This window comes from Citrobacter sp. RHBSTW-01013, from assembly GCF_013781985.1.
Lineage (GTDB): Bacteria > Pseudomonadota > Gammaproteobacteria > Enterobacterales > Enterobacteriaceae > Citrobacter > Citrobacter braakii.
In genome coordinates this window covers 249,628-275,251 of the sequence record NZ_CP056185.1, presented here as the reverse complement: position 1 = coordinate 275,251, position 25,624 = coordinate 249,628, and the positions used below count along the sequence as shown (strand labels likewise).

Here is a 25,624-nt window from a genome sequence, read left to right as displayed (position 1 = left end):
CCTGTAAACGCCCGCCTGTGCGGGCGTTTTTGTTTTTATCATTCGGACACAATTAGTACATCAATCCAACAAACAAATAATAATTAGTGTGATCAACTAATTGGATCGAAAACCATCTCTATAATACTCTACTCTCGCGGCCAATAGCCGCAGTCTATAACAAAATAAGACTTTTTCGGCGCGTTTAAGCATACGCGTTCATACTTTTCGGGATGGCTTTGAAAGGCGATGGAATATGAATAAAACTGCACCTACGGGCTTGCTGCAGCAACCTCGTCCGTTCTTCATGATCTTCTTTGTAGAATTATGGGAACGATTTGGCTATTACGGCGTTCAGGGCATCCTGGCGGTATTCTTTGTTAAGCAGCTAGGATTTTCACAGGAACAGGCATTTGTCACCTTTGGTGCCTTTGCTGCGCTGGTCTACGGCCTGATCTCGATCGGCGGCTACGTCGGCGACCACCTGTTAGGCACCAAGCGCACGCTGGTTCTCGGTGCCATTGTGCTGGCAATCGGCTACTTCATGACCGGGATGTCGCTGCTCAAGCCCGATCTGATCTTTATTGCTTTGGGTACCATTGCCGTCGGTAACGGGCTGTTTAAAGCCAACCCGGCAAGCCTGTTGTCAAAATGCTATCCACCAAAAGACGCCCGTCTGGACGGTGCTTTCACCCTGTTTTATATGTCGATTAACATCGGTTCGTTGCTGTCGCTGTCGCTGGCGCCGGTGATTGCCGATAAGTTTGGCTACGCGGTGACCTACAACCTGTGCGGGGCCGGGCTTATCGTCGCGCTGCTGGTCTACTTTGCCTGCCGTGGGATGGTAAAAAATATCGGTTCTGAGCCAGACCATAAGCCGCTGAATTTCCGTAATCTGCTGTACGTGCTGGCCGGTACGGTAGTGATGGTATTTATATGCGCCTGGCTGATGCACAACGTGCAGATTGCCAACCTGGTGCTGATCGTCCTGTCGATTGCCGTGACTATCATCTTCTTCCGTCAGGCATTCAAACTGGATAAAACCGGGCGCAACAAGATGTTCGTGGCCTTCATCCTGATGCTGGAAGCGGTTGTGTTCTACGTGCTGTACGCGCAGATGCCGACATCGCTGAACTTCTTTGCTATCAATAACGTGCACCATGAAATTCTCGGTTTCGCCATTAACCCAGTGAGCTTCCAGGCGCTGAACCCGTTCTGGGTGGTGCTGGCAAGTCCGGTACTGGCCGCGATCTATACCCGTCTGGGAAACAAAGGCAAAGACCTGACTATGCCGATGAAATTTACGCTCGGTATGTTCCTGTGCTCGTTGGGCTTCCTGACGGCAGCCGCTGCCGGGATGTGGTTTGCGGATGCGCAGGGGCTGACGTCGCCGTGGTTTATCGTGCTGGTATATCTGTTCCAGAGCCTGGGTGAACTGCTGATTAGTGCCCTGGGACTGGCGATGGTCGCCGCTCTCGTGCCGCAGCACCTGATGGGCTTTATTCTCGGGATGTGGTTCCTGACGCAAGCCGCCGCCTTCCTGATGGGCGGGTATGTCGCCACGTTTACTGCCGTACCGGAGAACATCACCGACCCGCTGCAAACGCTGCCTATCTACACCAACGTCTTCAGCAAGATAGGCCTGGTCACCCTGGCTGTCACGGTGGTGATGGCGATTATGGTGCCCTGGCTGAACCGAATGATTAATACGCCAGATAGCAGTAAATAAGCTTTTTTTAACATTAACCGCGAGTCACATCGCGGTTTTTTTTGCCTTTTAAGTCCTGCATTGTAAGAGCGTAGTTTATACAAACAGGTCATCATGAATGGACATGACCATGAACGATATTGCGTTGATTAAGACTTCGGTCTTATCACGCCAGCGGAAAGCGCTTCTCACCGAGGATAAGCACCGGGCATTTTCAATCGCTACCCTTTGCGCGCGTTAATCCACTCCTGAACTTCGACCACAAAAGTGTCCGGCGCTTTGCGGTACATTTTGCGCGCCAAATCCAGAATCGTATGCTGACCGAGCGCTTCTTCCATTCGCTGCTGAGCCATATCCATTACCGAGCGCACACCACAAATGCCTTCACAGGCCCACTCCGGCGGATGCTCCTCAAATACCGCCAGCCGCTGGCGAATCTCACGACACTCAAAGATGCGCTTATCGCCATCAATGGCATTCACCACGTCCAGCACCGTAATGTGTTCAGCAGGTTTAGCCAACTGGAAACCGCCGCCCTTTCCCTCAATACTGCGCACCAGGCCCGCTTTCGATAAACGGGTGAAAATTTTCGCCAGGTAGTCGTACGGCACGCTTTGCAGCTCGGCAATTTCCCGCACACTCATATCCCGCGCGTCGCCCTTGCTGTCGACCATACACATCAGGCTATGAATGCCGTACTCAACCCCGGAACTGTAAAATGCCATTCTCTTATCTCAGCCAAAATGAATCTGAGTTAATTGTAGCTTTTTCGTCTCATTCATTCCAGACAGCAGCACAACCCATATTTATATAAAAACTTTAATCATATATTTATCAAATAGATAATTAAACACCCTACGACATCAGGACAAAAAGGATCCTGATCGCATTGCAATTCTTAACTGCGACAAATAAAATCCGAGTAAATTATTCGTAGTCACCAGAGAGAACCCCCCAATGCGTAAACGAATTCTGATCGTGGGCGCCGGCTTTGCCGGTATGTGGGCAGCATTAAGCGCCGCACGACTGGCGGATAAACATCAGCAGGCCATTGATATTACAGTAATTGCACCACAGCCAGAGCTGCGTGTCCGCCCACGCTTTTATGAACGCGCCGTACAAACCCTGGTCGCCCCACTGCAACCCTTGTTTGACGTTACCGGCGTCAACTTCCTGCAAGGTCACGTCGAGCAGATCATCCCGGACTCTAAAGAGGTGAGCTGGAAAGATGCCAACGGTGAAATTCATCTGCGCCGCTACGACCGCCTGGTGCTCGCCAGCGGGAGTCACGTTAACCGCGACGCCGTTGTCGGTGCAGCCGAGCATGCGTTTGACCTCGACCAGCTCGAGAGCGCCACCGCACTGGAGCAGCACATTACAGACCTGGCATTACAGCCGGAAAGTGAGGCTCGCAATACGGTGGTGGTCTGTGGCGGCGGCTTTACCGGGATTGAGATGGCGCTGGAATTGCCTGGTCGTCTGCGTGAGATTCTGGGTGCCGATGCTAAGACCAGAGTGGTCGTAGTTGAACGCGGTGCTCAGCCTGCCGGGCGCTGGAGCCAGGAATTACGCGACGTGATAATCGAAGCCTCCGCTGAACTGGGCATCGAATGGTTGGTAAATGCAGAAGTAGAAAGCGTGGATGCTGGCGGCGTAACGCTGAAAGATGGGCAGGTTATTGCCTCTCAAACAGTTATCTGGACCGTCGGTGTGCAGGCCAATAACCTGACAGCACAGATTAACGCCCCGCGCGATCGACAGGGCCGCCTGCATGTGAATGCCAATCTGCAGGTCGTGGGTCATGATGATATCTACGCCACTGGCGATGTGGCCTACGCCGCCACCGATGACAAAGGCAACCATGCGTTAATGACCTGCCAGCACGCTATTTTGTTGGGTAAATTTGCCGGTAATAACGCCGCTGCAAGCCTGCTAGGTGTAGAACCTTCACCGTACCGTCAGGAGATGTACGTCACCTGTCTGGATCTCGGCGTGTGGGGCGCGGTGTATACCGAAGGATGGGATCAACAGGTCAAACTCACTCGCGCAGAAGCGAAGAAACTGAAAGTATCGATTGTCAGTGAACTGATTTATCCGCCGAAAGCGGAAAGAGCCGTCGCATTTGAGATGGCTGACCCATACGCACCGTTTGTCTAACCTCCAGTAAACATAGTCTTCCTGACGGACAATCACTCTGTCAGGAAGTCGCCAGTGCCATACAACCTCCCCAGCAATGCCCCATCAGTTATATACATGCTTCTTTATCAATTATTCCCCTCAATTTTAATCACGCATAAAGACGCATTAAAAAAGAAAACGCGCAAATAAACGCATTAATGAATCGATTAACAATCGTACACACCAGAAATGCGATCCTTTACGCAAAACACAAGAAATATAAGCAAATAACTGAATTAAAAGAATTTAAAATGTATCCCGTGATTAGCATCGCAAAAATCAACGATCTTCGTAGGCAATGCGTTTTTCTGCGCATAGATTATAAACACGCAAAAAACCGCATAAACATGTAAACAATATGCTGCGGGCATCGAATGTCAAATACCCAGGCAGCTGCTGTCAGTCAATCGTGAAAAGTGGGAGAACGTAAATGGATCAAGCAACAAAGTGGTTGGATCTTTCCGGTAAAGTCGTGGTCGTGACGGGTGGCAGTATGGGCCTGGGTGAAAAAATGGTTGAGAATCTCTACGCCAACGGTGCAACCGTGGTTTATGCCGATTTATCACCCAATAAAAACTTCAGCCAGTTCGACGACATCATCTTCATCAAATGCGATGTGACCAAAAAAACAGAAGTTGAGCAGCTCACGGCCTCAGTGGTAAAGAGGTTTGGTCATATAGACGGTTTAGTCAACAATGCTGGTGTCAGCCGTCCACGCCTGTTAGTCGATGTATTTAAAGAAAAACCAGAATATGAACTGAGCGAAGATGATTTCGACTTTATGGTCAACGTTAACCAGAAAGCTGTTTTTCTGGTATCGCAGTCCATTGGGCGCCAGATGGTCGAACAAGAATCAGGCGTCATTATCAATATGACTTCTGAAGCTGGTGTTCAGGGTTCACGCGGGCAGAGCTGCTATTCCGCAACGAAAGCCGCCGTTAACGCCTTCACATTTTCATGGGCGAAAGAGTTGGGCCCCCACAATGTGCGCGTTGTTAGCGTTGAGCCAGCCATCAATGTACCAACGCCAATGAACAGCGAAGCCAATTTCCGGGCGCTGGCTTACACACGAGGAACCGATCCAAATCATGTTCATAAAGACTATAAAGGCATTATTCCTCTTGGTCGTCCGGGGAAACTTGAAGAGATTGCCGACCTGATCTCTTTCCTGGTTTCCGATCATTCTTCTTATATCACCGGGTCCGTAATCAATATTACCGGCGGTAAATCGCATCATTAATCACTCATCAATATAAGAATGGAGCCGACCATGGGGAACAGTCGAATTGCCAATAGCCCTGCGTTAGCAAAAATTAGAAAGTTTGGTGGAGTTATGAGCGGCATGGTTATGCCGAATCTGGGAGCGTTTGTGGGATGGGGTTTAATGGCCGCCATCTTTATCCCTAATGGCTGGTTCCCTAATGAAAAATTAGGTGAAATGGTTGGCCCAATCCTGAATTACCTTTTTCCATTACTGATTGGCTATACCGCAGGATATAACATCCACGGTCAACGTGGAGGGGTCATTGCTGCATTCGCGACAATGGGCGTTATCGTCGGGTCAGAAATCACGATGATCAGTGGGGCGATGGTCATGGGGCCACTCTCTTCCTGGCTGTTGAAGAAATTTGACCACAAAGTGCAGGACAAAATTAAGCCGGGATTTGAAATGTTCGTCAATAATTTCAGTCTCGGAATTATTGGCCTGATATGCGCTATTTTCGCCTATATGACCGTTGGGCCGGTTATCCGCCTGCTGATTGTCATTATCACGTCAGGGGTAAACTGGTGTACCAGCAATAATTTACTCCCTTTACTGTCAGTGTTTATGGCGCCCGCTCAGGTTCTGTTCCTGAATAATGTGGTTAACCACGGCATTCTCGCACCAATTGGTTTCGCCCAGGTTCCCGAACTGGGTAAATCAATCATGTTCCTGGTAGATACCAATAATGGCCCACTGCTCGGAACATTAATGGCGATAGCCCTGTTTGGACGTGGACGCGCGAAGAAAACAGCACCGATGGCGATGTTTATTGCAGGTATAGCGGGGATCGGTGAAGTCTATTTTCCGTTTGTGCTGGCAAATCCATTACTGGTATTCGCCACAATGGGAGGACTTGCCGTCTCCTTATTCTTACAAGTCATCATGGAAGGCGGGTTGATCGGCGTTGCATCTCCAGGCAGTTTAATCGCTATCGCCATGATGACGCCGAAAAGCGCCATCGTTGCCAATCTGGTGTCCATCAGCGCAGGGTTTATCGTGTCATGCGCGCTGGGCTGGTTAATACTTAAAATCAGCCCCGGTTCAGAAGATGATGATGAAAGCCCAGTGACTGTCGGCGGGCGTCAGGTTAAATCTGTGGCTGATTTTGTCCCGGGCTTATCCAATACCAGCGTAAAAAAGGTGCAACGTATATTGGTCGCATGTGATTCCGGGATGGGTTCTAGCGCAATGGGCGCTTCTGTTCTACGTAAACGACTACAAGAAGAAGGGCTCGGCTATATTAAGGTTATTAACGATTCAGCAAACCGAGTGGGTAGAGACTACGATATGGTAATTACTTTATCTGGGCTCCTTGAGCGCGCAAAATTAAGCTGTGAAAACACCGATACTGAGTTTATGACCGTTAATAACTTTATTAAGTTGAGTGATTATGACGAAACAGTTGCGTTTATAAAATCGCATAATCATGAAAACCATGAAGAGGTGCCAGCATGAGTGACATCTTTATCCCCGAGAACATTATTCTTAATGCACATGCCAACGATAAATTTGAAGCTATAACCCTTACTGGAAATATTCTGAAAATGAATGGCTATGTGACAGATAAATACGTTCAGAGAATGAAACTCAGAGAGGAGATTGTTTCAACTTATTTAGGCAATGGTTTAGCAATACCACATGGTACGGATGGTTCAGATTGCGAAATCATTAAGTCAGGCATTTCTTTAGTACAGTTTCCTGACGGTATAGACTTTGGTGATGGAAATACTGCCTATATAACCATAGGTATCGCGGGTAAAGAAGGCGAACATATGGACTTGTTAAATAAAATCGCCTTAATTTGCATTGAAGAAAAGAATGTTCAGGCATTACGAACCGCTAATTCCATAGAATATATTTTACAAGTGCTAAACATCTAAGATATACTCATTATTCTCTGAATAAAATGAGTCATTACGATGAAAGCGGCAAGACAAGATATTATTCTTCAAATACTTGAGAAAGAGAAAAAGATTGTTGTCAGTAAATTAAGTGAGCGTCTTAAGGTTTCTGAGGACACCATAAGACGCGACTTAAATGAGCTTGCGAATCAAGGAGTAATTCATCGTGTTCATAGTGGCGCAATACGCGTCGGGCCTGCCATCACTGAGTTTAATATCCGGCAGGATCTGAACACCAGTGAGAAAGTAAAGCTGGCAAAGAAAGCCGTACATTTAATTAAAGAAAATAGCGTCATTTTAATTGACGGAGGAACAACTAACTACGAACTCATAAAGCTAATACCCAAAGATTTAAAATGCACTGTTGTTTCTAATAACATCCCTATTCTGCATTTATTAAGTGATTACAAGAATGTAGAGGTTATAGGATTAGGGGGCAGGCTTTATAAAAACTCTTTGGTTTTAATTGGTGCTGAAACTATTCGTGAATTAAATGCTATTCGCCCGGATATATACTTTATGGGTGTTGCGCATGTTGACAGTGAAGTCGGTGTAACTATTCCCGATCTGGATGAGTGTTATACCAAACAAAAAATGGCTGAAGTCTCAAATGAAGTTGCCATTCTTGTAACCGAAGAAAAACTTGAGACCAGATCTAATTTCGTGGTGTCCTCACTCAAGGATATAAGTCATATATTCACGAGCAAGGATATCTAATAATATGAGGAGTTATAATGAAACGCGTATTAATTATAGGCGCTGGCCGCCTTGGTAAAGGCTTTGTGGGCGAAACGTTTGACAATGCTGGCTGGGATATAACCTTTCTGGATAAAGACCAACGAGTTATTGATGAACTGAACCGTGAAAACAAATATACCGTTCAGGTTTTTCGTACTGATGACATCATTTTACACGAGATCACCAACTTTAATGCTTTTTTGACCGATGACAACTATTCTGTCATGAATGACTTTCTTGAGTCTTCTGTCATTATGTGTCCACTTTATCCAGAGGATTTTGCAGAATCCGCTCAGTATCTTGGCAAATGTTTTGAGCATCAATATCATATTGACCCAAACAAAAAAATGTCATTAATTTGCCTGACAAATAAAAATCATATTATTAAAGATATTGAAGGCTGGTACCGTGACGCAATCCCATCTGCTGAAGCGCGTCAATGGTTCGACACCCACGTAGCGATCCGCGACTCAATTGTCAGACGCTCCACCGATGCCAAAACGCACTACGCAACCCAGATAGACAGCACCGCCGTTGCCTCATTGATCATTCAAACTCCTCTTTATAACGACATCAGTGGTGTGGAATGGCTAGAGCCACGCGAACATCTGGAAATGCTTAAAGACATCAAAGTATTTACCATCAATGGCCCTCACGCTACTACCGCCTGGTATGGACACCTGAAAGGTTACAAAACCATTCCTGATGCCTCAGCCGATCCTCAGGTTTCAGATTTGGCCAATGCGGTACACGATGTCACAATTACTGCGGTAATGACCGAATACCCACAAATCACGCGTGAAGCATTAAAAGATCTGGAGTACTTACCTAAAGCTAAAAACGAACTCCCGGATTCGATTCATCGTGTCGCCTATGATCCTATTCGGAAATTGGCTTATCAGGATCGCTTAATGGGTGTAGTGCAACTTTGTCTTAAACACGACCTCGATTACACCCCCCTCACAAAAGCGATCGCTTGCGGCCTTGCTTATTATGCCGAAGACGATCAAGCCTCTGTCAAACTGCAACAGAAAATGCAACGAATGGGATTGCTGACTACCGCTGCCGAAATCATTGGCTTACCTAAAAATCACCCTGTGACGCTTAATGTTGCACAGCAATATTTAGCGCTGGATGCTGAAAATTTAATTCCAACGACACAGTGTTAATTATGATGCCTGATGCCAATTGCAATGCTCGTTTCATCATAAAAAATGAGCATGGTCTACATGCTCGTCCAGGAGCAAACCTGGTTGCGACATTAAAACCCTTTAAATGTGAAGTTAAGATCGCAAATCTTGCAAGAAGTGATAAATACGTAAATGCAAAGAGTCTAATGGCTCTCATGTCCCTGGGTATAAAAAAAGGCCATGAAGTCAATATCGTATTCCTGGGTGAAGATGCCCAAATTGCATTACAAAAACTTAGCGCCGAAATCGAAAATGGTTTAGGTGAATAAGCTAATATCATTGGCGCTTATTTTTAAATAAGCGCCAACATCCGAAGATTTGGGAGCATTATGATGACCACCACCCACGATCGAGTTAAGTGGAAAGGCTATTCAGGAGTCCCCGCGTAAATATCAAACCGATGCCCTTTCGTGACTACCGCGTTCGGCGTGGCGACATCCGCCAGCGGCGGCGCGTAATCCGGGCGCTTCACTACCACACGTTTAGTGGCTAGCTGACGCGCAGGCTCCAGCAGCCCATCCGCATCCAGGTCCGGCCCCACCAACGACTGAAACACGCGCATCTCTTTTTTCACCAGCGCACTTTTCTGCTTATGCGGGAACATCGGGTCGAGGTACACCACCTGCGGACGCGGGGTGATATCGGTTAACGCCGTCAGGCTTGAGGCGTGGATCAGTTGTAAACGTTCCTGCAGCCACGGACCGATTTCCGGGTCAGCATACCCTCGCGCCAGGCCATCATCCAACAGCGCCGCCACGACCGGGTTACGTTCCAGCATTCGCACGCGGCAGCCTACTGAGGCCAGCACAAACGCATCGCGCCCCAGCCCTGCAGTCGCATCGACCACATCCGGCAGGTAATCGCCTTTAATGCCAACCGCCTTCGCCACCGCTTCGCCGCGACCACCGCCAAATTTGCGCCGATGGGCCATCGCACCGCCAACGAAATCCACGAAGATACCGCCGAGTTTGGGCTCATCACGTTTGCGCAGTTCCAGATGTTCCGGTGTCATCACCAGCGCCATCAGGTTATCTTCATCGTGCGTAAGATTCCAGCGGACGGCAAGAACAGATAAGGCGCCGTCTCCGGCGCCTGTTTCATCTACTAAGCAGATTTTCACGTGAATAATCAGCCTTTAATCCCGTAATGCTCCAGCATTGCATCCAGTTGCGGCTCACGGCCACGGAAGCGCTTGAACAGTTCCATCGGCTCTTCAGAACCACCACGGGTGAGAATGTTATCGAGGAACGATTGTCCGGTTTGACGGTTGAAAATCCCTTCATCTTCAAAGCGAGAGAATGCATCCGCCGCCAGCACGTCGGCCCACAGGTAGCTGTAGTAACCCGCCGCATAGCCACCAGCAAAAATGTGGCTGAAGGCATGCGGGAAGCGACCCCACGTTGGGCCCGGCACCACGGCGACCTGCTTTTTAATTTCCGCCAGCGTTTCGAGGATTTTCGCCCCTTGCTGTGGGTTAAACTCCGCATGCAGACGGAAATCAAACAGGCCAAACTCCAGTTGACGCAGAATAAACAGTGCCGCCTGGTAGTTTTTCGCCGCCAGCATTTTATCCAGCAACGCCTTGGGCAGCGGCTCACCTGTCTCAAAGTGACCAGAGATAAATGCCAGCGCTTCGGGCTCCCAGCACCAGTTTTCCATAAACTGGCTCGGCAGTTCGACCGCATCCCACGGCACGCCGTTGATACCTGAAACACCGGCAGTTTCGATACGGGTCAGCATATGGTGCAGACCGTGGCCGAACTCGTGGAACAGGGTGATCACTTCATCGTGGGTAAACAGCGCGGGTTTGCCGTTCACCGGGCGGTTAAAGTTACAGGTCAGGTAGGCAACAGGCTTTTGCAGCGTACCGTCGGCTTTACGCATCTGGCCGACGCAGTCGTCCATCCACGCCCCGCCACGTTTATGTTCACGGGCATACAGGTCAAGATAGAAACTGCCGCGCAGTTCGTTGTTTTCGTCATACAGTTCGAAGAAACGTACTTCCGGGTGCCAGACGTCAACATCAGTGCGCTCTTTAGCGGTAATGCCGTAAATACGTTTAACCACTTCAAACAGGCCGTTAACGGCTTTGTTTTCCGGGAAGTATGGACGCAGCTGCTCGTCGCTGATGCTATAGAGGTGCTGTTTTTGTTTCTCGCTGTAGTAAGCGATATCCCACGGCTGCAGCTCATCGACACCAAATTTCGCTTTCGCGAAGGCGCGCAGTTGAGCCAACTCTTTCTCGCCCTGAGGACGGGCACGTTTCGCCAGGTCCGTCAGGAAGTCGAGTACCTGCTGCGGGTTTTCCGCCATTTTGGTGGACAGAGATTTAAAAGCGTAGCTTTCAAAGCCCAGCAGCTGTGCCAGCTCGTGGCGCAGCGCGAGGATCTCTTCCATTATCGGGCTGTTGTCCCATTTACCAGCGTTTGGCCCCTGGTCAGACGCGCGAGTGGAGTAAGCGCGATACATCTCCTCACGCAGCCCCTGGTTATCACAGTAGGTCATCACCGGCAGGTAGCTTGGGATATCCAGCGTTAACAGGTAGCCTTCCTGCTGTTTAGCATCAGCCTGGGCTTTTGCAGCCGCCAGCGCGCTTTCCGGCATGCCGGAGAGTTCCGCTTCATCAGTCACCAGCTTAGTCCAGCCCATCGTGGCATCGAGGACGTTATTGCTGTAGAGATTGCCCAGCTCAGACAGGCGGGTGGCAATCTCACCATAGCGCAGCTGTTTTTCCTTCGGCAGACCAATACCAGAAAGCTCGAAATCGCGCAGCGCGTTATCGACCGCTTTTTTCTGTGCGGTGTTCAGGGTGGCGTAATGATCGCCGTCACGCAGGTCGCGGTACGCTTTGTACAGACCTTCATGTTGTCCAACCCAGGTGCTGTATTCAGACAGCAGCGGCAGCGTTTGTTCGTAGGCTTCGCGCAATTCCGGGCTGTTTTTCACCGAGTTCAGGTGGCTAACCGGAGAGAAAATACGCCCCAGCACATCGTCAACTTCCGCCAACGGCTGACAAAGATTTTCCCAGGTGTACGGCGCGCCCTGCGCAACCACTCGCTCAACGTTTTCGCGGCAATCGTTCAGCGCCTTAGTCACGGCAGGCACAACGTGCTCAGGCTGAATTTTAGAAAATGGCGGCAGTTCGAAGGGGGTCAGCAATGGATTGGTCATTAGCGCGGTCCTGTTGAAAAGAGTGAATGAAGCGCGTATCCGGCGCTGTGCATATTAATTTGTACAATGGGGTTAAGTGTAGAGGATTTCAATGCCAGGCGTTGCGCTTTCGCGGCAGTGACGACTTTTCTGTATACTGTGGCGATACGCTTTATTTTCGCCCGATATTGCGCTGTTTTCGGGCCTACGTTTATAACCTGGAACACGTTTACCCATGCTGAGTTATCGCCACAGTTATCACGCTGGCAACCACGCCGACGTCCTTAAACACACCGTCCAGAGCCTGATCATCGAATCGCTTAAAGAGAAAGAAAAACCGTTTCTCTATTTGGATACCCATGCTGGCGCAGGCCGTTATCAGCTGAGCAGTGAGCATGCCGAACGTACCGGTGAATATCTGGAAGGGATCGCCCGTATCTGGCAGCAGGACGATTTGCCTGCCGAACTGGAACCCTACATTGGCGTGGTGAAGCACTTCAACCGTAGCGGCCAGTTGCGCTATTACCCCGGCTCTCCGTTAATTGCTCGCCAGCTGCTGCGAGAACAGGACAGCCTGCAATTAACGGAACTGCACCCGAGCGACTTTCCTTTGCTGCGCGGCGAATTCCAGAAAGATGAGCGCGCACGCGTGGCCAAAGCCGATGGTTATCAGCAGCTAAAAGCAAAATTACCGCCAGTTTCCCGTCGCGGGCTGATCCTTATCGATCCCCCCTACGAAATCAAAAGCGACTACCAGGCGGTGGTGACCGGTATTAACGAAGGCTATAAGCGTTTCGCAACCGGCACCTATGCGCTGTGGTATCCGGTAGTTCTGCGCCAGCAAATCAAACGCATGATCCACGACCTGGAAGACACCGGTATCCGCAAAATTCTGCAGATTGAGCTGGCGGTACGGCCGGACAGCGATCAGCGCGGCATGACGGCGTCCGGCATGATTGTAATAAACCCGCCGTGGAAGCTGGAGCAGCAGATGAACAGTGTCCTGCCGTGGTTGCACAGCAAACTGGTTCCGGCAGGAACCGGTCATACGTCGGTAAGCTGGATCGTGCCGGAGTAATCGCAGTCATCGGTGGAACCTTTTAATTTCAGGTATACAATCGCGAATATTTTGGCGGATGGCGTAACGCTTCTCCGCCCTACAATGAACATGAAGGAGCGGTCATGACCAAGCACTATGATTACATCGCTATTGGCGGCGGCAGCGGCGGTATTGCCTCCATTAACCGTGCAGCAATGTACGGCCAGAAATGCGCGCTGATTGAAGCCAAAGAGCTAGGCGGCACCTGCGTTAACGTTGGCTGCGTACCGAAAAAAGTGATGTGGCATGCCGCACAGGTCCGCGAAGCAATCCACATGTACGGGCCGGATTACGGTTTCGACACCACCATCAATAAGTTCGATTGGGATAAACTGATCGCCACGCGCACCGCTTATATTGATCGCATTCATACCTCGTACGACAACGTGCTGGGCAAAAATAATGTCGATGTGATTAAAGGCTTTGCCCGCTTTGTGGATGCCAAAACCATTGAAGTGAACGGTGAAACCATTACTGCCGATCATATTTTGATTGCTACCGGTGGTCGCCCGAGCCATCCGAGCATTCCGGGTGTGGAATACGGTATCGACTCCGACGGTTTCTTTGAGCTGCCCGCGCTGCCAAAACGCGTGGCCGTTGTTGGCGCAGGCTACATCGCCGTTGAACTGGCGGGCGTAATTAACGGTCTGGGCGCAGAAACGCATCTGTTCGTGCGTAAACACGCACCGCTGCGCAGCTTCGACCCGATGATCGTCGACACGCTCGTTGAGGTGATGAACGCCGAAGGCCCGACTCTGCATACTCACGCGATTCCAAAAGCGGTCGTTAAAAACGCTGATGGTAGCCTGACCCTGCAACTGGAAGATGGTCGTAGCGAAACGGTAGATTGCCTGATTTGGGCGATCGGTCGTGAACCTGCCACCGACAACTTCAACCTGGCGGTTACTGGCGTGAAAACCAACGAAAAAGGCTACATCGTCGTTGATAAATTCCAGAACACCAGCGTGCCGGGTATTTATGCCGTCGGCGATAACACCGGGGCCGTTGAGCTGACGCCGGTTGCCGTTGCCGCGGGCCGTCGTCTGTCCGAGCGTCTGTTTAACAATAAGCCGGACGAACATCTGGACTACAGCAACATCCCGACCGTGGTCTTCAGCCATCCGCCTATTGGTACCGTGGGCCTGACCGAGCAGCAGGCTCGCGAACAGCACGGCGATGATCAGGTGAAAGTGTATAAATCATCGTTTACCGCGATGTATACCGCTGTCACCACCCACCGTCAGCCGTGCCGCATGAAGCTGGTTTGCGTCGGTCCGGAAGAGAAGATTGTCGGTATTCATGGCATTGGTTTTGGGATGGATGAAATGCTGCAAGGCTTCGCGGTCGCTCTGAAAATGGGCGCAACCAAGAAAGACTTTGATAACACCGTTGCCATTCACCCAACGGCATCTGAAGAGTTTGTCACCATGCGTTAATCGCGCTTCAGGAATGTTAAAGGGCAAAGAGGGGTTAGCTCTTTGCCCTTAGTTACGTTTCCGCTATCAGTTCAGCAGTTGCAGCAGATAGCGGATCAGCTCCAGCAACGCGATTAACGCTCCCAGAACGATGATTGCTTTATCAATCACCCGTCTTCTCCATCAGATGGAGTGAGAATGCATCCGCTTACTCATCCATTGCCTGTCACGGCGCATGTCCCAGTGTTAGATGATGGAACTCTCACTCCGGCCAGAGCATCGGCCAACGGCACCACCCGTACAGCCGATCAGGACTTAGAAAGCGTTTAGCGCGCGTCCGGAATGAAAATGCTTCAGAGCTAACTGGATAAGTATACAGTTATTTTAATCAAAACAACCAGCGTATTCTTGCAATACTACCGGTAAGGTAATACGATTGAAGCGTTAGATGATGGAACTCTCACTTCGGCCAGAACCACCAACTCGGGCTGAAGCGTAAAAAAACCGACGTGAAGTCGGTTTTTTTACGTCCGAATCTGGACCACAGAGAAATTATTTACCCTGCATATACGGTGTATATACCCCATTAAGGCTTTCGAGGAATGCCACGATATCGTCGATATCTTCCTGCGGCAGTTCTTTACCCACCTGATAACGCAGCATCAGTTTTACCGCGCCGTCGAGCGTAGGCACATCACCGCGATGGAAATAAGGCGCAGTCAGCGCAACGTTACGCAATCCAGGGACTTTCTGACGCAGCTTGTCACGTAATTCATTGGTGACGTTCATGCGGCCAATATCTGCAGCAGTGACCTCGCCGAAATTAAAGTCCTTTTTCAGACCCAATGGCTCAAATGAACGTCCGCCTAAAATAATACCGCCATGACAGGTCGCGCACTTATTATCTTTAAACAACTGATAGCCATGTTTTTGCTGAGCGGTTAAGGCCGCTTCATCACCACGCAGCCATTTATCAAACGGCGAATTTGGCGTAATCAGCGTTTTCTCAAACTCAGCAATCGCATCGGTAATATTATCCCCACTGAATCCCTGCGGATAAACGGCAATGAACTCTTGCTTAAGTTGCGGATCCTTGTCCAGTTTCTGGATAATTTCATCCCAGGATTTAGACGCCATTTCGATAGGGTTCAACGGTGGACCACCGGCCTGCGCCTGCAATGTTGGCGCACGGCCATCCCAGAATTGCTCAACGTTAAAGACCGAGTTAAATACCGTTGGCGCATTGATAGGGCCAACCGCGCCGCCTACACCGATTGACGTTTTCCGGCCATCCACGCCGCCCGCATTCAGGGCGTGACAGTGCGCGCAAGAAATCGTGCTATCGCCGGAAATACGCGGGTCATGGTAAAGCGTAAAACCAAGCGCTACTTTGCGGGCATCGGTCGGGATGCTTTCCGGTATCGGCTGTACAGGTTCATTACGATGCTGCGTGGCAGTATCGTTACTGGCGTAGTACTGCTCACGCTGTTTCGCAATCCAGCCCAGGATCTCTGCTCGCTCCGTATCGCTTACCTTGCCAGCCCAGTGCAGTGCGGTATAACGCGTCGGCGGCATGGTCTCGTATTGCATCACCCACTCAATTTTATTCAGATCGCTTTGCGAAACGGGTTTATCCGCGACCAGCGCCGCACGAACGGCCTCCAGATTGAATGATTTGTATCCCAGTTGAATATCGTAATTCATCAACTGCTTAGCGACGGGAAAAGAAGAATAGAAAGGTAATTCAGCCGAAGGAGTGTGACAATAATCGCATCCTTTTTCACGTAAGAACCCTAGTACTTTATTATTTTCTTCCAGCGTAGAGGCCTGAACATCAGCCTGTTTACTCCGTTGATTATCGTGATACCACACATAACCGGATAATCCAAAATAACAAATCGCGACGCCAGCTATGGCAATCACGGTAAGACGGGTAATGATTTTCATTATTTTACCCTCACCGTTGTGAGTTATTGTGACCCAGAAAATTAGAATAATTAATAGACAGTCTTTGTCAGACCTGACCATCATAGGAAATGAGGGGATTACTATTTTGATAAGTATCAAGCAATTACATGGAGGAGAACTATCGATAGAATAGCCTGTGCCTATTATAGAGTTAAACGTTACCAGGTTGTGTTCACACCTCGTTGCAATCGAATGTTCTGAAAATAGAATATCCTCAGTTTGTGCAGAATTCGGAATTCTGCATTATTTTCATTGGGATAGATTTATTTTTTGGATATTGCGCAGCACTAAAATGTGATCGACCGCACGCTTTACTCACCAGATACCGAAGCGAATGTCTACGCTTAATTGACGAGCGGGCAATAGCCTTAATCTTTCAACGTCCATCGGAGGTCTTTCGCATTATGCTCAACCAGAAACTACCCCACGCCCCTTCTGAAGAAATGACGATCGACATCGATCTGCTTTATGAAATGGATCCGTGCGAGTTAAAGCTGGATGAAATGATTGAGGCGGAGCCTGAACCGGAGATGATTGAAGGGTTACCCGCCTCAGATGCGTTAACTCCCGCCGATCGTTACCTCGAGCTGTTCGAACACGTTCAGTCGTCGAAACTGTTTGCCGATAGCAAAACCTTCCCCGACTGTGCACCGAAAATGGATCCGCTGGATATTTTGATCCGCTATCGCAAGGTTAAACGCCACCGCGATTTTGATCTGCGACGCTTCGTCGAGAACCACTTCTGGCTCCCGGAAACGCCCTCCAGTGAATATGTTTCTGACCCGGCAAATTCGCTGAAAGAGCATATCGATCAACTGTGGCCGGTGCTGACGCGCGAGCCACAGGACCACATTCCCTGGTCCTCGCTGCTGGCGTTACCGCAGTCATATATTGTGCCCGGCGGGCGTTTTAGTGAAACCTACTACTGGGATTCCTACTTCACCATGCTGGGTCTGGCGGAGAGCGGTCGCGAAGATCTGCTGAAATGTATGGCGGATAACTTTGCCTGGATGATTGAAAACTATGGTCATATCCCGAACGGTAACCGTACTTACTACCTGAGTCGCTCGCAGCCGCCGGTCTTTGCGCTGATGGTCGAACTGTTTGAAGAGGATGGCGTACGCGGCGCGCGTCGTTACCTTGATCATCTAAAAATGGAGTACGCGTTCTGGATGGATGGCGCAGATTCCCTGGTACTCAACCAGGCCTACCGTCACGTGATCAGAATGTCGGACGGCTCCCTGCTCAACCGCTATTGGGACGATCGTGATACGCCGCGCGATGAGTCGTGGCTTGAAGACGTCGAAACCGCCAAGCATTCGGGTCGCCCACCCAATGAAGTGTATCGGGATTTGCGCGCGGGCGCGGCCTCCGGCTGGGATTACTCCTCGCGCTGGCTACGCGATGCAGGCCGTCTTGCCAGCATACGCACCACTCAGTTCATCCCTATTGACCTGAACGCGTTCCTCTACAAGCTGGAGAGCACTATCGCCAATATTTCCGCACTGAAAGGCGACAAAGACACTGAAGCGCAGTTTCGCCAGAAAGCCAATGACCGCCGCGATGCGGTTAATCGCTATCTCTGGGACGATGAAAACGGCTGCTATCGCGATTACGACTGGCGGCGCGAACAAATGGCCCTGTTCTCTGCCGCCAGTATTGTGCCGCTGTATGTCGGCATGGCAACGCATGAACAAGCCGACCGACTTGCCAATGCGGTCCGCAGTCGCCTGCTTACCCCCGGAGGGATTTTAGCCACGGAGCATGAAACGGGTGAGCAATGGGATAAACCCAACGGCTGGGCGCCGCTGCAGTGGATGGCGATCCAGGGTTTCAAACTTTACGGCGACGACCATCTAGGGGATGAAATCGCCCGTAACTGGTTGAAAACGGTGAATCTCTTTTATCAGGAACACCACAAGCTTATCGAAAAATACCACATCGCCGACGCCGCGCCGCGCGAAGGCGGCGGCGGAGAATATCCGTTACAGGACGGCTTTGGCTGGACCAATGGCGTGGTGCGCCGACTCATCGGTCTGTATGGCGAACCCTAGCAGCTGACAGTCTGAATTATCAGACCGTCAGTTAATCGCATCGTACAGTTCGGCGTGAATTTTCTGCCATTTCTTGTTCTCTGGGCTTGGCTGCGCGCGAACGCGTAGCTCGGCCTGTTCAAGGTCATACTGCTGACGCGCGACAACCGCCGGCACCGAGCAAAAACTTTGCAGATAGCTTTTATGCAGCGATGTGAGTGACGCCCCATTCGCCATCGCATGGCTGACCGTGGTCATAAACTGCCGACATGGCTTACTCTCACTCATCTGCGAAGGGTAACGCAGCAGCAGCCTCAACACCTCGGTATTGCCTGCCGAGAATGCCTGCTCCGTCCACGCCAGCTTCCAGTCCATCCCGCCCTGCAGGAAAAGTGACGTCACACGGGTGTCGTTGCGCTCGATAGCCGCGCGCATGTTAAAGGCATCCCAGGTGATGCCCATTCGGGTCACCGACTCCCGCGCACCAGGGGCATCACGCCGTGGCTCCTCCTGCACGATTTCAACGGATTGCCCGGAAGACGCTTGTGGCGCTGGCGAAATGAATAACCAGAACGCGCCCAGCGAAATCACCAGCACCATCACGCCGACCGCTACCCACAACATGCCGGAAATCAGCTGTTCACGTTCTTCCGCCGTGCGCCTGGCCCGCTTCTCCGGCGGATCGATACTGTCTGCGATTTCCTGTTTATCGCCCCCCGCCTGCTCGTCTTTTTGCTTTGCGTTTTCCCAAAACTGGCGAACCGTCGCCTCATCGGACGCCAGATACGACGCAGGATTAATGCGCGTACGCCGTTCTTCAAATGCCCGCTGCACAGGGTGAGTAATCTGTCGGTACTGGCAATCCAGCAACAGCAGTTGTACTGAGGTTAGCGGCTGCTGCGCGATAACGCAGTTACGGGCCAGGCGGCAGTCATCCAGGAACATCCTCAGCGTGATACGTGGCTCAACAAACGACATGAGCACCGAGGTGTCGTTAAAAATCTCGCTAAAATGCCGAACGAATAACTTCTTATCGACAACCATCAGCGCCAGTTCGCTAAACATCATGCCGTCCAGCGCATCCCGACTTTCTCCCAGCTTTAACCAGCGACGCAGACGTTCACCGCCAAAGTGCTGTTTCAGGAAGCTGTTGAGCGGATGTTGATCCGGCCATACCCGCGCAATCAGGGATTTGAGGGTTAATTCTATTGCGCGAAGCTGACGCTGCGCCCGCATCTGCGCATCCGGCTCTGCACGTTCAATCTCGGTTGGATACTTCAGGAGGGGCTGTTGCTGGCGCAACTGTTCCAGAGAAGCGACAAAGCGCAGCGCAGAAATCAGCTGGTTTTCACTGACGTCCTGGCCATTTTCATATTGCGGCACGCTCTGCTGAAGATGGCGTAGCCGCAACGTGAACTGACTCAATTGCGCGTCATTCATCTGCAACCGCCTGGCGACAACGCCCCAACCTCCCAGATTCAATCGCGCCTGGTCAAGCTGCTCGAGAAACCAGCGTGGATCTTTACCCTCTGCGACGCGCACGCCAAGCATCAGCAAAATTTCTACCGAGGCTTGCCGGATTATCCCCAAACAATGTTCGAATGGTGTACATGTCGCCTGTAACGCGCTATTGGTCATTATCTTCCCTAAAAGGACCCAAAAAGTGCGGCCTCACAATGGTGTGTAGTTATCTTTTTTAAATGCAGCACTGTGCCGCCACAGACTAAAACACATTCATATAACAAATAAATATGTTTTACAGTGACTTCCACACAATCATTGAAAATTATTCTGGAGATAAGCCTGTGCCTGTACTGAAAACCTCGCGTTTGATCTGCCGCCCACTCACACATGACGACTGGGCGTTTTTCTTAACGTTACAGCAGAACGCAGCTGTGATGCGCTTTGTCGATGACTCGCGTACCGAAGAGGAGATACGGACAGTCTTTGACTCCCGCTTGCCTGAATGGTCTCCCGGCAGTCCACACTGGCTGTGCCTGGTCCTGTGCGATAAGGCATCGGGCGTACCGCTTGGGGTAACCGGATATATTCAGGATAAAAATGAATGTGCCGAGGTCGGCTTTCTGCTCACTCCCGAGGCGCAGGGTAAAGGTTATGGCGCTGAATCCCTGCATGCCGTTTGCGATTATGCGTTTACCGCCGGAGGACTACGCCGACTGACGGCCTGCGTCACCGCAGGAAACGATGCCTCACGGCGTCTACTGGAAAAGGTCGGGTTCATTCTCGAAGGCACGCTGCGCGAAAACTACTGGCTACATCAAACCTGGCATGATGACTGGATTTTCGGCCTGTTAAAACATGAATATCAGCCGCCCGCGCCATCAGGCGTTTTGCTGTAAAAACTGGCTGGATGGCGGCTGGCGTAACGGGGTGTGTTTCTTAAAATAGGTCTCTTTGTACAGAGATTATTATGCCGCTACATTCGACGCAGTTCACGCCCGCCTGTATCGCATTTATTAAGCAATGGCAGGGCCTGTCGCTGGAAAAGTATCAGGACAAAAAGGGGATCTGGGTCATTGGCTACGGGCACGAAATCACCGCAGATGAATCCTTTGATGCCCCAATTATGCTGATGCAGGCTGAAACATTGCTGCTCGCGGATATAAATATCTGCGAGGCATTCATCCATAAGGAAATGCCGCAAATACAAGATCGTTTTCAACAGGAAGCGTTAATTGCATGGATGCTCAGCGTGGGGATTAGCCGGTTTTGCAGTGCTGAATTCTGGCCGAGGGCTATTTCACAGCCAGAAACAGTCTGACTGTGAAATATTTGCCCATTATAGGGTGTCGTTTAGCATCATTGCCGCCTGCGTACGGTTTTTTACCTCCAGGCGCTGATACAACGATTCAAGATGGGCTTTTACCGTTCCGGTGCTGATATTTAATAATCGACCAATTTGTTTATTAGATTCTCCGGCGGCCAGCATCGTCAGAATCTCCCGCTGACGCGCGCTGAGCAATCTGATATTTTGCCCGCCACATTCGGTCGCTGTGATGCAATCTCTGGGGATAAACATCATACCTATCGCGACGCTATTGAGTGCCAGCGTGAAGGTTTCCGCATCAGAATCGCGCGGAATAATGGCCAGCACGTTTAATTGCGTGACTTCCTGTAGCCATTTTTTACGGCAGTCCGTTGCGATTACCAGCACTTTTACCTTCGCAAAGCGCTCTGCTATCTGTTGCAGCAAGCTACGGCAGAACTCAGCGTCAAAATCTCCATCCAGCATTACCAGTGCATCAGGATTGTCTTCCAGCGTCCGCCAAAGATCATCTGCCTGACTGACACCCTGAACATTCACTCCTGGAATACGCTCTTGCAAAATTACATTCATTCCATGAATAAATATTGACTGCCTGTCAAACATTATTAACTGCATTATTTATCTCCGTCTGAATAAGATATTAGCCTTAACACGCGGAAGGGTATTATCCGAGGGGCAAAATATGAAGTCACCATTTGGCGGAGGCCATTTTACCGATAGACGGAGAAGAAAGAAGCAGACGTTATAAATAGTTACAGCTGAAACCAAAGAATCACACAAAGGATCAAAATCGGGGTCAAATGTTCAGAAATTCCTTAATATTTGACGTTCAAAACTGGATTACTAATATTAATAACCCGGAGTTTATATTCTTAGCTAAAAATAAGGAACTCACGATAACAGACAAAAATGTTACAAAACAAAATATCGCATTAAATGATCATTCGGGCATGAGAATGGGGAGGTGATCATGGTTTCTGATACAACAAATCCACTCTCGAAGAAGAATGAACTCTTCAGAACGTTTATCCCCGCTCTCTTTCCGCGGTATCAGATTCCAAATAATACCGGCAAACGCCATCAGCTATATTTTGACCTCTGATAGCGCGCCAGATTTCTCTTGCTCAAAAAGCTAAGTAAGAGGCGGTCGATTACAGGAACATCCCGCCAGAGACTTCGATACGCTGTGCCGTCATCCAGGCCAGCTCATCGCTGAGCAACGCAGCAATGGCGTCGCCAATATCGTCCGGTAACCCAACACGCCCCAGCGCCGTCTGCGATGCAATGTAGGCATTCAATTGCGCATTATCCCGCACGTTTCCGCCGCTAAAATCCGTCTCGATTGCCCCAGGCGCAATAATATTCGCCGTAATGCCGCGCTCTCCCAGCTCCTTCGCCTGGTAACGGGTTAACACCTCCATCGCCCCTTTCATGGCAGCGTAAGCGCTGTAACCCGGTAGCGCAAAGCGCGACAATCCGGTCGAGACATTAAGAATGCGTCCGCCGTTGTTGATCAACGCCAGCAAGTTCTGTGTCAGGAAAAAAGGTCCTTTAAAATGGATGTCCAAAAGCTGGTCAAATTGCGCTTCAGTGAACGCCGGATACGGTGCGTTAATGCCAACTCCGGCATTGTTTAATAAATAATCAAAGGTGTCGCTTTGCCAGTGCGTTTGTAGGGTTTCCTGCACCTGTTGGACAAACTGAGGGAAAGTGGAAATATTTCCGACGTTCAACGGTAATGCTGCAGCTTTACCGCCAGATTGGCGAATTTCATCCACAACCTGCTGCGCTTCTTTTTCATTGCTGTTCCACGTCAGGATGACACCAATGCCTTTACTCGCCAGCTTTAGCGCCGCGTTTTTACCGAGTCCACGGCCGCCGCCGGTCACCAATGCGATACGTTGCGTCATAAGAAACCTCATTTCAGATGTTGTGAAGATTGAGACAAAGCTTATTAGGTGGTAGAAAAACAATAAATACCGCTTACTGCGCATTACTGTTTCATTTAGAACAACAATAGGGCATGAGAATGGATAAAATTCACGCAATGCAGCTGTTCATCCGCGTCGCAGAACTGGAGAGCTTTTCGCGCGCGGCAGACACCCTCGGACTTCCTAAAGGTAGCGTATCGCGCCAGATCCAGGCCCTGGAAAATCATCTGGGCACACAGTTGTTGCACCGCACAACCCGCCGCGTTCAGCTCACGCAAGACGGCATGATCTATTACGAACGAGCGAAAGATTTGTTGAGCAATCTCGATGAACTGGATGGGCTATTCCATCACGACCCGGCCAGCATCAGCGGCAAGCTGCGCGTCGATATGCCGGTTGGTGTGGCGAGAAATCTGGTGATGCCCCGCTTACCGGCCTTCTTGCATCAGTATCCGGGGCTTGAGCTCGAACTTAGCAGCAGCGACCGCCTGGTGGACTTGATCCGCGAAGGCTTCGACTGTGTGGTACGCGTGGGGACGCTGAAAGATTCAGGGCTGATTGCGCGCCCGCTGGGAAAACTCACGCAGATTAACTGCGCCAGCCCGCAATACCTCGCCCGATTTGGTTATCCGGAAAGCCTGGAGGATTTAGCCTCGCATGCGGTGGTGCACTACTCAGTCAATTTGGGAACACGTGCGCAAGGCTTTGAAGTGGCGACAGACAACGGTGCTAAATGGGTTAAAACCGGCGGCATGCTGACGGTGAACAGTACCGAAACGTATCATGCGGCATGTCTTGCCGGTCTGGGCATTATTCAGGTACCGCGCGTGGGCGTGCGTGATGCCCTGCGCGCCGGTACGCTGATTGAAGTATTGCCGCAATATCGCGCCGAACCATTACCGGTTTCATTGCTCTATCCGCATCGCCGTAACCTCTCCCGCCGCGTACATCTGTTTATGGAATGGCTGACCGGCGTGATGAAAGACTATGTGGACTGACAAGCTATACTGTCCTGAGAATGAACAGAACAAGGATTACTGCCCTGATGACGCAGGAAAAAGAGATTAAACGCCCCATTCAGGAACTTGAGCACGCACCAATCCCAAAAATTGAGACCCTGGAGCGTAAAAATACAGAAACCAACGGTAAGACCAACCAGGCGCTGAAAACCGCCCTGACCTTCGCCGATAAAATTCAACGCCAGCCCATGATTGCCCATCTGATTCGCGCCGCGGAGAGATTTAACGATCGTATGGGAAATCAGTTTGGCGCCGCCATTACCTACTTCTCGTTTCTGTCGATGATCCCTATCCTGATGGTGTCGTTTGCCGCCGCGGGTTTTATTCTCGCTTCGCACCCTACGCTGTTGCAGGATATCTTCAGCAAAATCCTGCTCAACGTCAGCGATCCGACGCTCGCCTCCACGCTGAAAAACACCATCAATACCGCCGTTCAGCAACGCACCACCGTCGGTCTGGTGGGTCTTGCCATCGCGCTCTATTCCGGAATTAACTGGATGGGAAACCTGCGCGAAGCTATTCGTGCCCAGTCGCGGGATGTCTGGGAGCGGACCCCACAGGATCAGGAAAAAATTTGGGTCAAATATCTGCGTGATTTTGTCTCATTGATTGGCTTACTGATTGCGCTGATTGTTACGCTGTCCATTACCTCCATCGCCGGTTCCGCCCAGCAGATGATTATCTCTGCGCTGTATCTCGACGGCATCGAATGGCTGAAGCCCGCCTGGCGGCTGATCGGCCTGACCATCTCTATTTTCGCCAACTACTTGCTATTCTTCTGGATTTTCTGGCGGCTACCGCGTCACCGACCGCGCAAAAAAGCGCTCATTCGCGGCACGTTTATCGCGGCACTGGGGTTTGAAGTCATCAAAATGATCATGACGTACACGCTGCCATCACTGGTGCAATCGCCGTCAGGCGCGGCGTTTGGTTCCGTACTTGGCTTGATGGCGTTCTTCTACTTCTTCGCCCGTCTGACTCTGTTTTGCGCTGCCTGGATTGCCACAGCGGAATACAAAGACGACCCGCGAATGCCGGGGAAAACCCACCGCTAATCTTTGTTAACTGCCGGATAACGCTGCGCTTATCCGGCCAACCCAATGCTTACGTCGAAATTCTGCGCATTATCAGAATTAAAATCCAGCCCGTAACTTTTGTTTAACCAAAAACCAGTTTTATCATCCAAGTTTTAAATTATGTGAAGCATTTCATGGAAGTGAAATCTCCAGCCTAAAAATTATCCCCTTTTTGCTCTGTTTTTGA

Annotated in this window: 23 protein-coding genes; 15 read left to right on the top strand and 8 right to left on the bottom strand. The window is 50.3% G+C overall.

Annotation, left to right across the window (positions count from 1 at the left end):
* Window positions 1-235 precede the first annotated feature (235 nt).
* Window positions 236-1,708, top strand: coding sequence for a dipeptide/tripeptide permease DtpB (gene dtpB, locus HV350_RS01335; RefSeq protein WP_019078104.1), 1,473 nt, complete (start codon window positions 236-238; stop codon window positions 1,706-1,708).
* Between the two features lie 200 nt (window positions 1,709-1,908).
* Here the strand turns inward: dtpB and HV350_RS01330 are convergent, their stop codons facing one another.
* Window positions 1,909-2,412, bottom strand: coding sequence for an Rrf2 family transcriptional regulator (locus HV350_RS01330; protein WP_016154877.1), 504 nt, complete (start codon window positions 2,410-2,412; stop codon window positions 1,909-1,911).
* Window positions 2,413-2,644: 232 nt separating this feature from the next.
* On the opposite strand from HV350_RS01330, the gene HV350_RS01325 reads away from it, so the two are divergent.
* The 7 genes from HV350_RS01325 to HV350_RS01295 all read left to right on the top strand — a co-directional run bounded on the left by HV350_RS01325 (window position 2,645) and on the right by HV350_RS01295 (window position 9,227).
* Complete coding sequence (locus tag HV350_RS01325) at window positions 2,645-3,844, top strand: NAD(P)/FAD-dependent oxidoreductase (protein WP_181629650.1); 1,200 nt, start codon at window positions 2,645-2,647, stop codon at window positions 3,842-3,844.
* A 451-nt stretch (window positions 3,845-4,295) separates the two neighbouring features.
* Entirely contained in the window at window positions 4,296-5,105 is an 810-nt protein-coding gene (locus tag HV350_RS01320) for a sorbitol-6-phosphate dehydrogenase subunit (protein ID WP_016157691.1), read from the top strand.
* Window positions 5,106-5,135: 30 nt separating this feature from the next.
* Entirely contained in the window at window positions 5,136-6,584 is a 1,449-nt protein-coding gene (locus tag HV350_RS01315) for a PTS mannitol transporter subunit IICB (RefSeq protein WP_181629648.1), read from the top strand.
* A complete protein-coding gene (locus HV350_RS01310) occupies window positions 6,581-7,009 on the top strand; it encodes a PTS sugar transporter subunit IIA (protein WP_016157693.1) in 429 nt (142 codons plus the stop codon). The genes HV350_RS01315 and HV350_RS01310 overlap by 4 nt, the downstream gene beginning before the upstream one ends.
* Window positions 7,010-7,048: 39 nt before the next feature.
* Window positions 7,049-7,747, top strand: a complete 699-nt coding sequence (locus HV350_RS01305; RefSeq protein WP_181629647.1) for a DeoR/GlpR family DNA-binding transcription regulator — start codon at window positions 7,049-7,051, stop codon at window positions 7,745-7,747.
* Window positions 7,748-7,764: 17 nt separating this feature from the next.
* Window positions 7,765-8,937: a mannitol dehydrogenase gene (locus HV350_RS01300; protein ID WP_019078100.1), complete on the top strand. Its 1,173-nt coding sequence runs from the start codon at window positions 7,765-7,767 to the stop codon at window positions 8,935-8,937.
* Between the two features lie 2 nt (window positions 8,938-8,939).
* Window positions 8,940-9,227, top strand: coding sequence for an HPr family phosphocarrier protein (locus HV350_RS01295; RefSeq protein WP_029139725.1), 288 nt, complete (start codon window positions 8,940-8,942; stop codon window positions 9,225-9,227).
* Window positions 9,228-9,325: 98 nt separating this feature from the next.
* Here the strand turns inward: HV350_RS01295 and rsmJ are convergent, their stop codons facing one another.
* On the bottom strand, window positions 9,326-10,078 hold the full coding sequence (rsmJ, locus tag HV350_RS01290; protein WP_049042429.1) for a 16S rRNA (guanine(1516)-N(2))-methyltransferase RsmJ: 753 nt from the start codon (window positions 10,076-10,078) through the stop codon (window positions 9,326-9,328).
* Window positions 10,079-10,086: 8 nt separating this feature from the next.
* A complete protein-coding gene (gene prlC / locus HV350_RS01285) occupies window positions 10,087-12,129 on the bottom strand; it encodes an oligopeptidase A (RefSeq protein ID WP_181629645.1) in 2,043 nt (680 codons plus the stop codon).
* Window positions 12,130-12,343: 214 nt separating this feature from the next.
* Between prlC and HV350_RS01280 the strand changes: the two genes are divergently transcribed.
* Window positions 12,344-13,186 (top strand): 23S rRNA (adenine(2030)-N(6))-methyltransferase RlmJ, encoded by an 843-nt coding sequence (locus HV350_RS01280; protein WP_016154881.1) that lies wholly within the window; start codon window positions 12,344-12,346, stop codon window positions 13,184-13,186.
* Between the two features lie 104 nt (window positions 13,187-13,290).
* Window positions 13,291-14,643, top strand: coding sequence for a glutathione-disulfide reductase (gene gorA, locus HV350_RS01275; protein WP_016154882.1), 1,353 nt, complete (start codon window positions 13,291-13,293; stop codon window positions 14,641-14,643).
* 66 nt (window positions 14,644-14,709) lie between these two features.
* On the opposite strand, the gene dinQ is transcribed toward gorA, so the two are convergent.
* Together dinQ and HV350_RS01265 are read right to left on the bottom strand one after the other, a co-directional pair.
* A complete protein-coding gene (dinQ, locus tag HV350_RS01270) occupies window positions 14,710-14,793 on the bottom strand; it encodes a damage-inducible type I toxin DinQ (RefSeq protein ID WP_003837776.1) in 84 nt (27 codons plus the stop codon).
* Between the two features lie 381 nt (window positions 14,794-15,174).
* On the bottom strand, window positions 15,175-16,569 hold the full coding sequence (locus HV350_RS01265) for a cytochrome-c peroxidase (protein WP_016157700.1): 1,395 nt from the start codon (window positions 16,567-16,569) through the stop codon (window positions 15,175-15,177).
* A 425-nt stretch (window positions 16,570-16,994) separates the two neighbouring features.
* Here HV350_RS01265 and HV350_RS01260 point away from each other — a divergent pair, with 425 nt between their 5' ends.
* The gene (locus HV350_RS01260; protein WP_029139724.1) at window positions 16,995-18,644 is read left to right on the top strand and encodes an alpha,alpha-trehalase; all 1,650 of its coding nucleotides are present in this window, start codon (window positions 16,995-16,997) and stop codon (window positions 18,642-18,644) included.
* Window positions 18,645-18,671: 27 nt separating this feature from the next.
* Here the strand turns inward: HV350_RS01260 and HV350_RS01255 are convergent, their stop codons facing one another.
* Window positions 18,672-20,261, bottom strand: coding sequence for an STY4199 family HEPN domain-containing protein (locus HV350_RS01255; protein WP_151222238.1), 1,590 nt, complete (start codon window positions 20,259-20,261; stop codon window positions 18,672-18,674).
* A 167-nt stretch (window positions 20,262-20,428) separates the two neighbouring features.
* Between HV350_RS01255 and HV350_RS01250 the strand changes: the two genes are divergently transcribed.
* Both HV350_RS01250 and HV350_RS01245 read left to right on the top strand, forming a co-directional pair.
* Window positions 20,429-20,983: a GNAT family protein gene (locus HV350_RS01250; protein WP_181629643.1), complete on the top strand. Its 555-nt coding sequence runs from the start codon at window positions 20,429-20,431 to the stop codon at window positions 20,981-20,983.
* 71 nt (window positions 20,984-21,054) lie between these two features.
* Window positions 21,055-21,405 (top strand): lysozyme, encoded by a 351-nt coding sequence (locus tag HV350_RS01245; protein ID WP_181629642.1) that lies wholly within the window; start codon window positions 21,055-21,057, stop codon window positions 21,403-21,405.
* 18 nt (window positions 21,406-21,423) lie between these two features.
* Here the strand turns inward: HV350_RS01245 and HV350_RS01240 are convergent, their stop codons facing one another.
* Window positions 21,424-22,026, bottom strand: coding sequence for a response regulator transcription factor (locus tag HV350_RS01240; RefSeq protein WP_181629640.1), 603 nt, complete (start codon window positions 22,024-22,026; stop codon window positions 21,424-21,426).
* 536 nt (window positions 22,027-22,562) lie between these two features.
* Window positions 22,563-23,321, bottom strand: coding sequence for an SDR family oxidoreductase (locus HV350_RS01235; protein ID WP_181629638.1), 759 nt, complete (start codon window positions 23,319-23,321; stop codon window positions 22,563-22,565).
* A gap of 119 nt (window positions 23,322-23,440) precedes the next feature.
* Between HV350_RS01235 and HV350_RS01230 the strand changes: the two genes are divergently transcribed.
* Together HV350_RS01230 and yhjD are read left to right on the top strand one after the other, a co-directional pair.
* Window positions 23,441-24,340, top strand: a complete 900-nt coding sequence (locus HV350_RS01230; RefSeq protein ID WP_016157706.1) for a LysR family transcriptional regulator — start codon at window positions 23,441-23,443, stop codon at window positions 24,338-24,340.
* Window positions 24,341-24,387: 47 nt separating this feature from the next.
* Window positions 24,388-25,416: an inner membrane protein YhjD gene (gene yhjD, locus HV350_RS01225; RefSeq protein ID WP_016154892.1), complete on the top strand. Its 1,029-nt coding sequence runs from the start codon at window positions 24,388-24,390 to the stop codon at window positions 25,414-25,416.
* The last annotated feature ends 208 nt before the right edge of the window (window positions 25,417-25,624 follow it).

Coding starts and splice junctions, on each gene's coding strand:
- dtpB (WP_019078104.1), top strand. CDS start 236: ATGAATAAAACTGCACCTACGGGCTTGCTGCAGCAACCTCGTCCGTTC.
- HV350_RS01330 (WP_016154877.1), bottom strand. CDS start 2,412: ATGGCATTTTACAGTTCCGGGGTTGAGTACGGCATTCATAGCCTGATG.
- HV350_RS01325 (WP_181629650.1), top strand. CDS start 2,645: ATGCGTAAACGAATTCTGATCGTGGGCGCCGGCTTTGCCGGTATGTGG.
- HV350_RS01320 (WP_016157691.1), top strand. CDS start 4,296: ATGGATCAAGCAACAAAGTGGTTGGATCTTTCCGGTAAAGTCGTGGTC.
- HV350_RS01315 (WP_181629648.1), top strand. CDS start 5,136: ATGGGGAACAGTCGAATTGCCAATAGCCCTGCGTTAGCAAAAATTAGA.
- HV350_RS01310 (WP_016157693.1), top strand. CDS start 6,581: ATGAGTGACATCTTTATCCCCGAGAACATTATTCTTAATGCACATGCC.
- HV350_RS01305 (WP_181629647.1), top strand. CDS start 7,049: ATGAAAGCGGCAAGACAAGATATTATTCTTCAAATACTTGAGAAAGAG.
- HV350_RS01300 (WP_019078100.1), top strand. CDS start 7,765: ATGAAACGCGTATTAATTATAGGCGCTGGCCGCCTTGGTAAAGGCTTT.
- HV350_RS01295 (WP_029139725.1), top strand. CDS start 8,940: ATGATGCCTGATGCCAATTGCAATGCTCGTTTCATCATAAAAAATGAG.
- prlC (WP_181629645.1), bottom strand. CDS start 12,129: ATGACCAATCCATTGCTGACCCCCTTCGAACTGCCGCCATTTTCTAAA.
- HV350_RS01280 (WP_016154881.1), top strand. CDS start 12,344: ATGCTGAGTTATCGCCACAGTTATCACGCTGGCAACCACGCCGACGTC.
- gorA (WP_016154882.1), top strand. CDS start 13,291: ATGACCAAGCACTATGATTACATCGCTATTGGCGGCGGCAGCGGCGGT.
- HV350_RS01265 (WP_016157700.1), bottom strand. CDS start 16,569: ATGAAAATCATTACCCGTCTTACCGTGATTGCCATAGCTGGCGTCGCG.
- HV350_RS01260 (WP_029139724.1), top strand. CDS start 16,995: ATGCTCAACCAGAAACTACCCCACGCCCCTTCTGAAGAAATGACGATC.
- HV350_RS01255 (WP_151222238.1), bottom strand. CDS start 20,261: ATGACCAATAGCGCGTTACAGGCGACATGTACACCATTCGAACATTGT.
- HV350_RS01245 (WP_181629642.1), top strand. CDS start 21,055: ATGCCGCTACATTCGACGCAGTTCACGCCCGCCTGTATCGCATTTATT.
- HV350_RS01240 (WP_181629640.1), bottom strand. CDS start 22,026: ATGCAGTTAATAATGTTTGACAGGCAGTCAATATTTATTCATGGAATG.
- HV350_RS01235 (WP_181629638.1), bottom strand. CDS start 23,321: ATGACGCAACGTATCGCATTGGTGACCGGCGGCGGCCGTGGACTCGGT.
- HV350_RS01230 (WP_016157706.1), top strand. CDS start 23,441: ATGGATAAAATTCACGCAATGCAGCTGTTCATCCGCGTCGCAGAACTG.
- yhjD (WP_016154892.1), top strand. CDS start 24,388: ATGACGCAGGAAAAAGAGATTAAACGCCCCATTCAGGAACTTGAGCAC.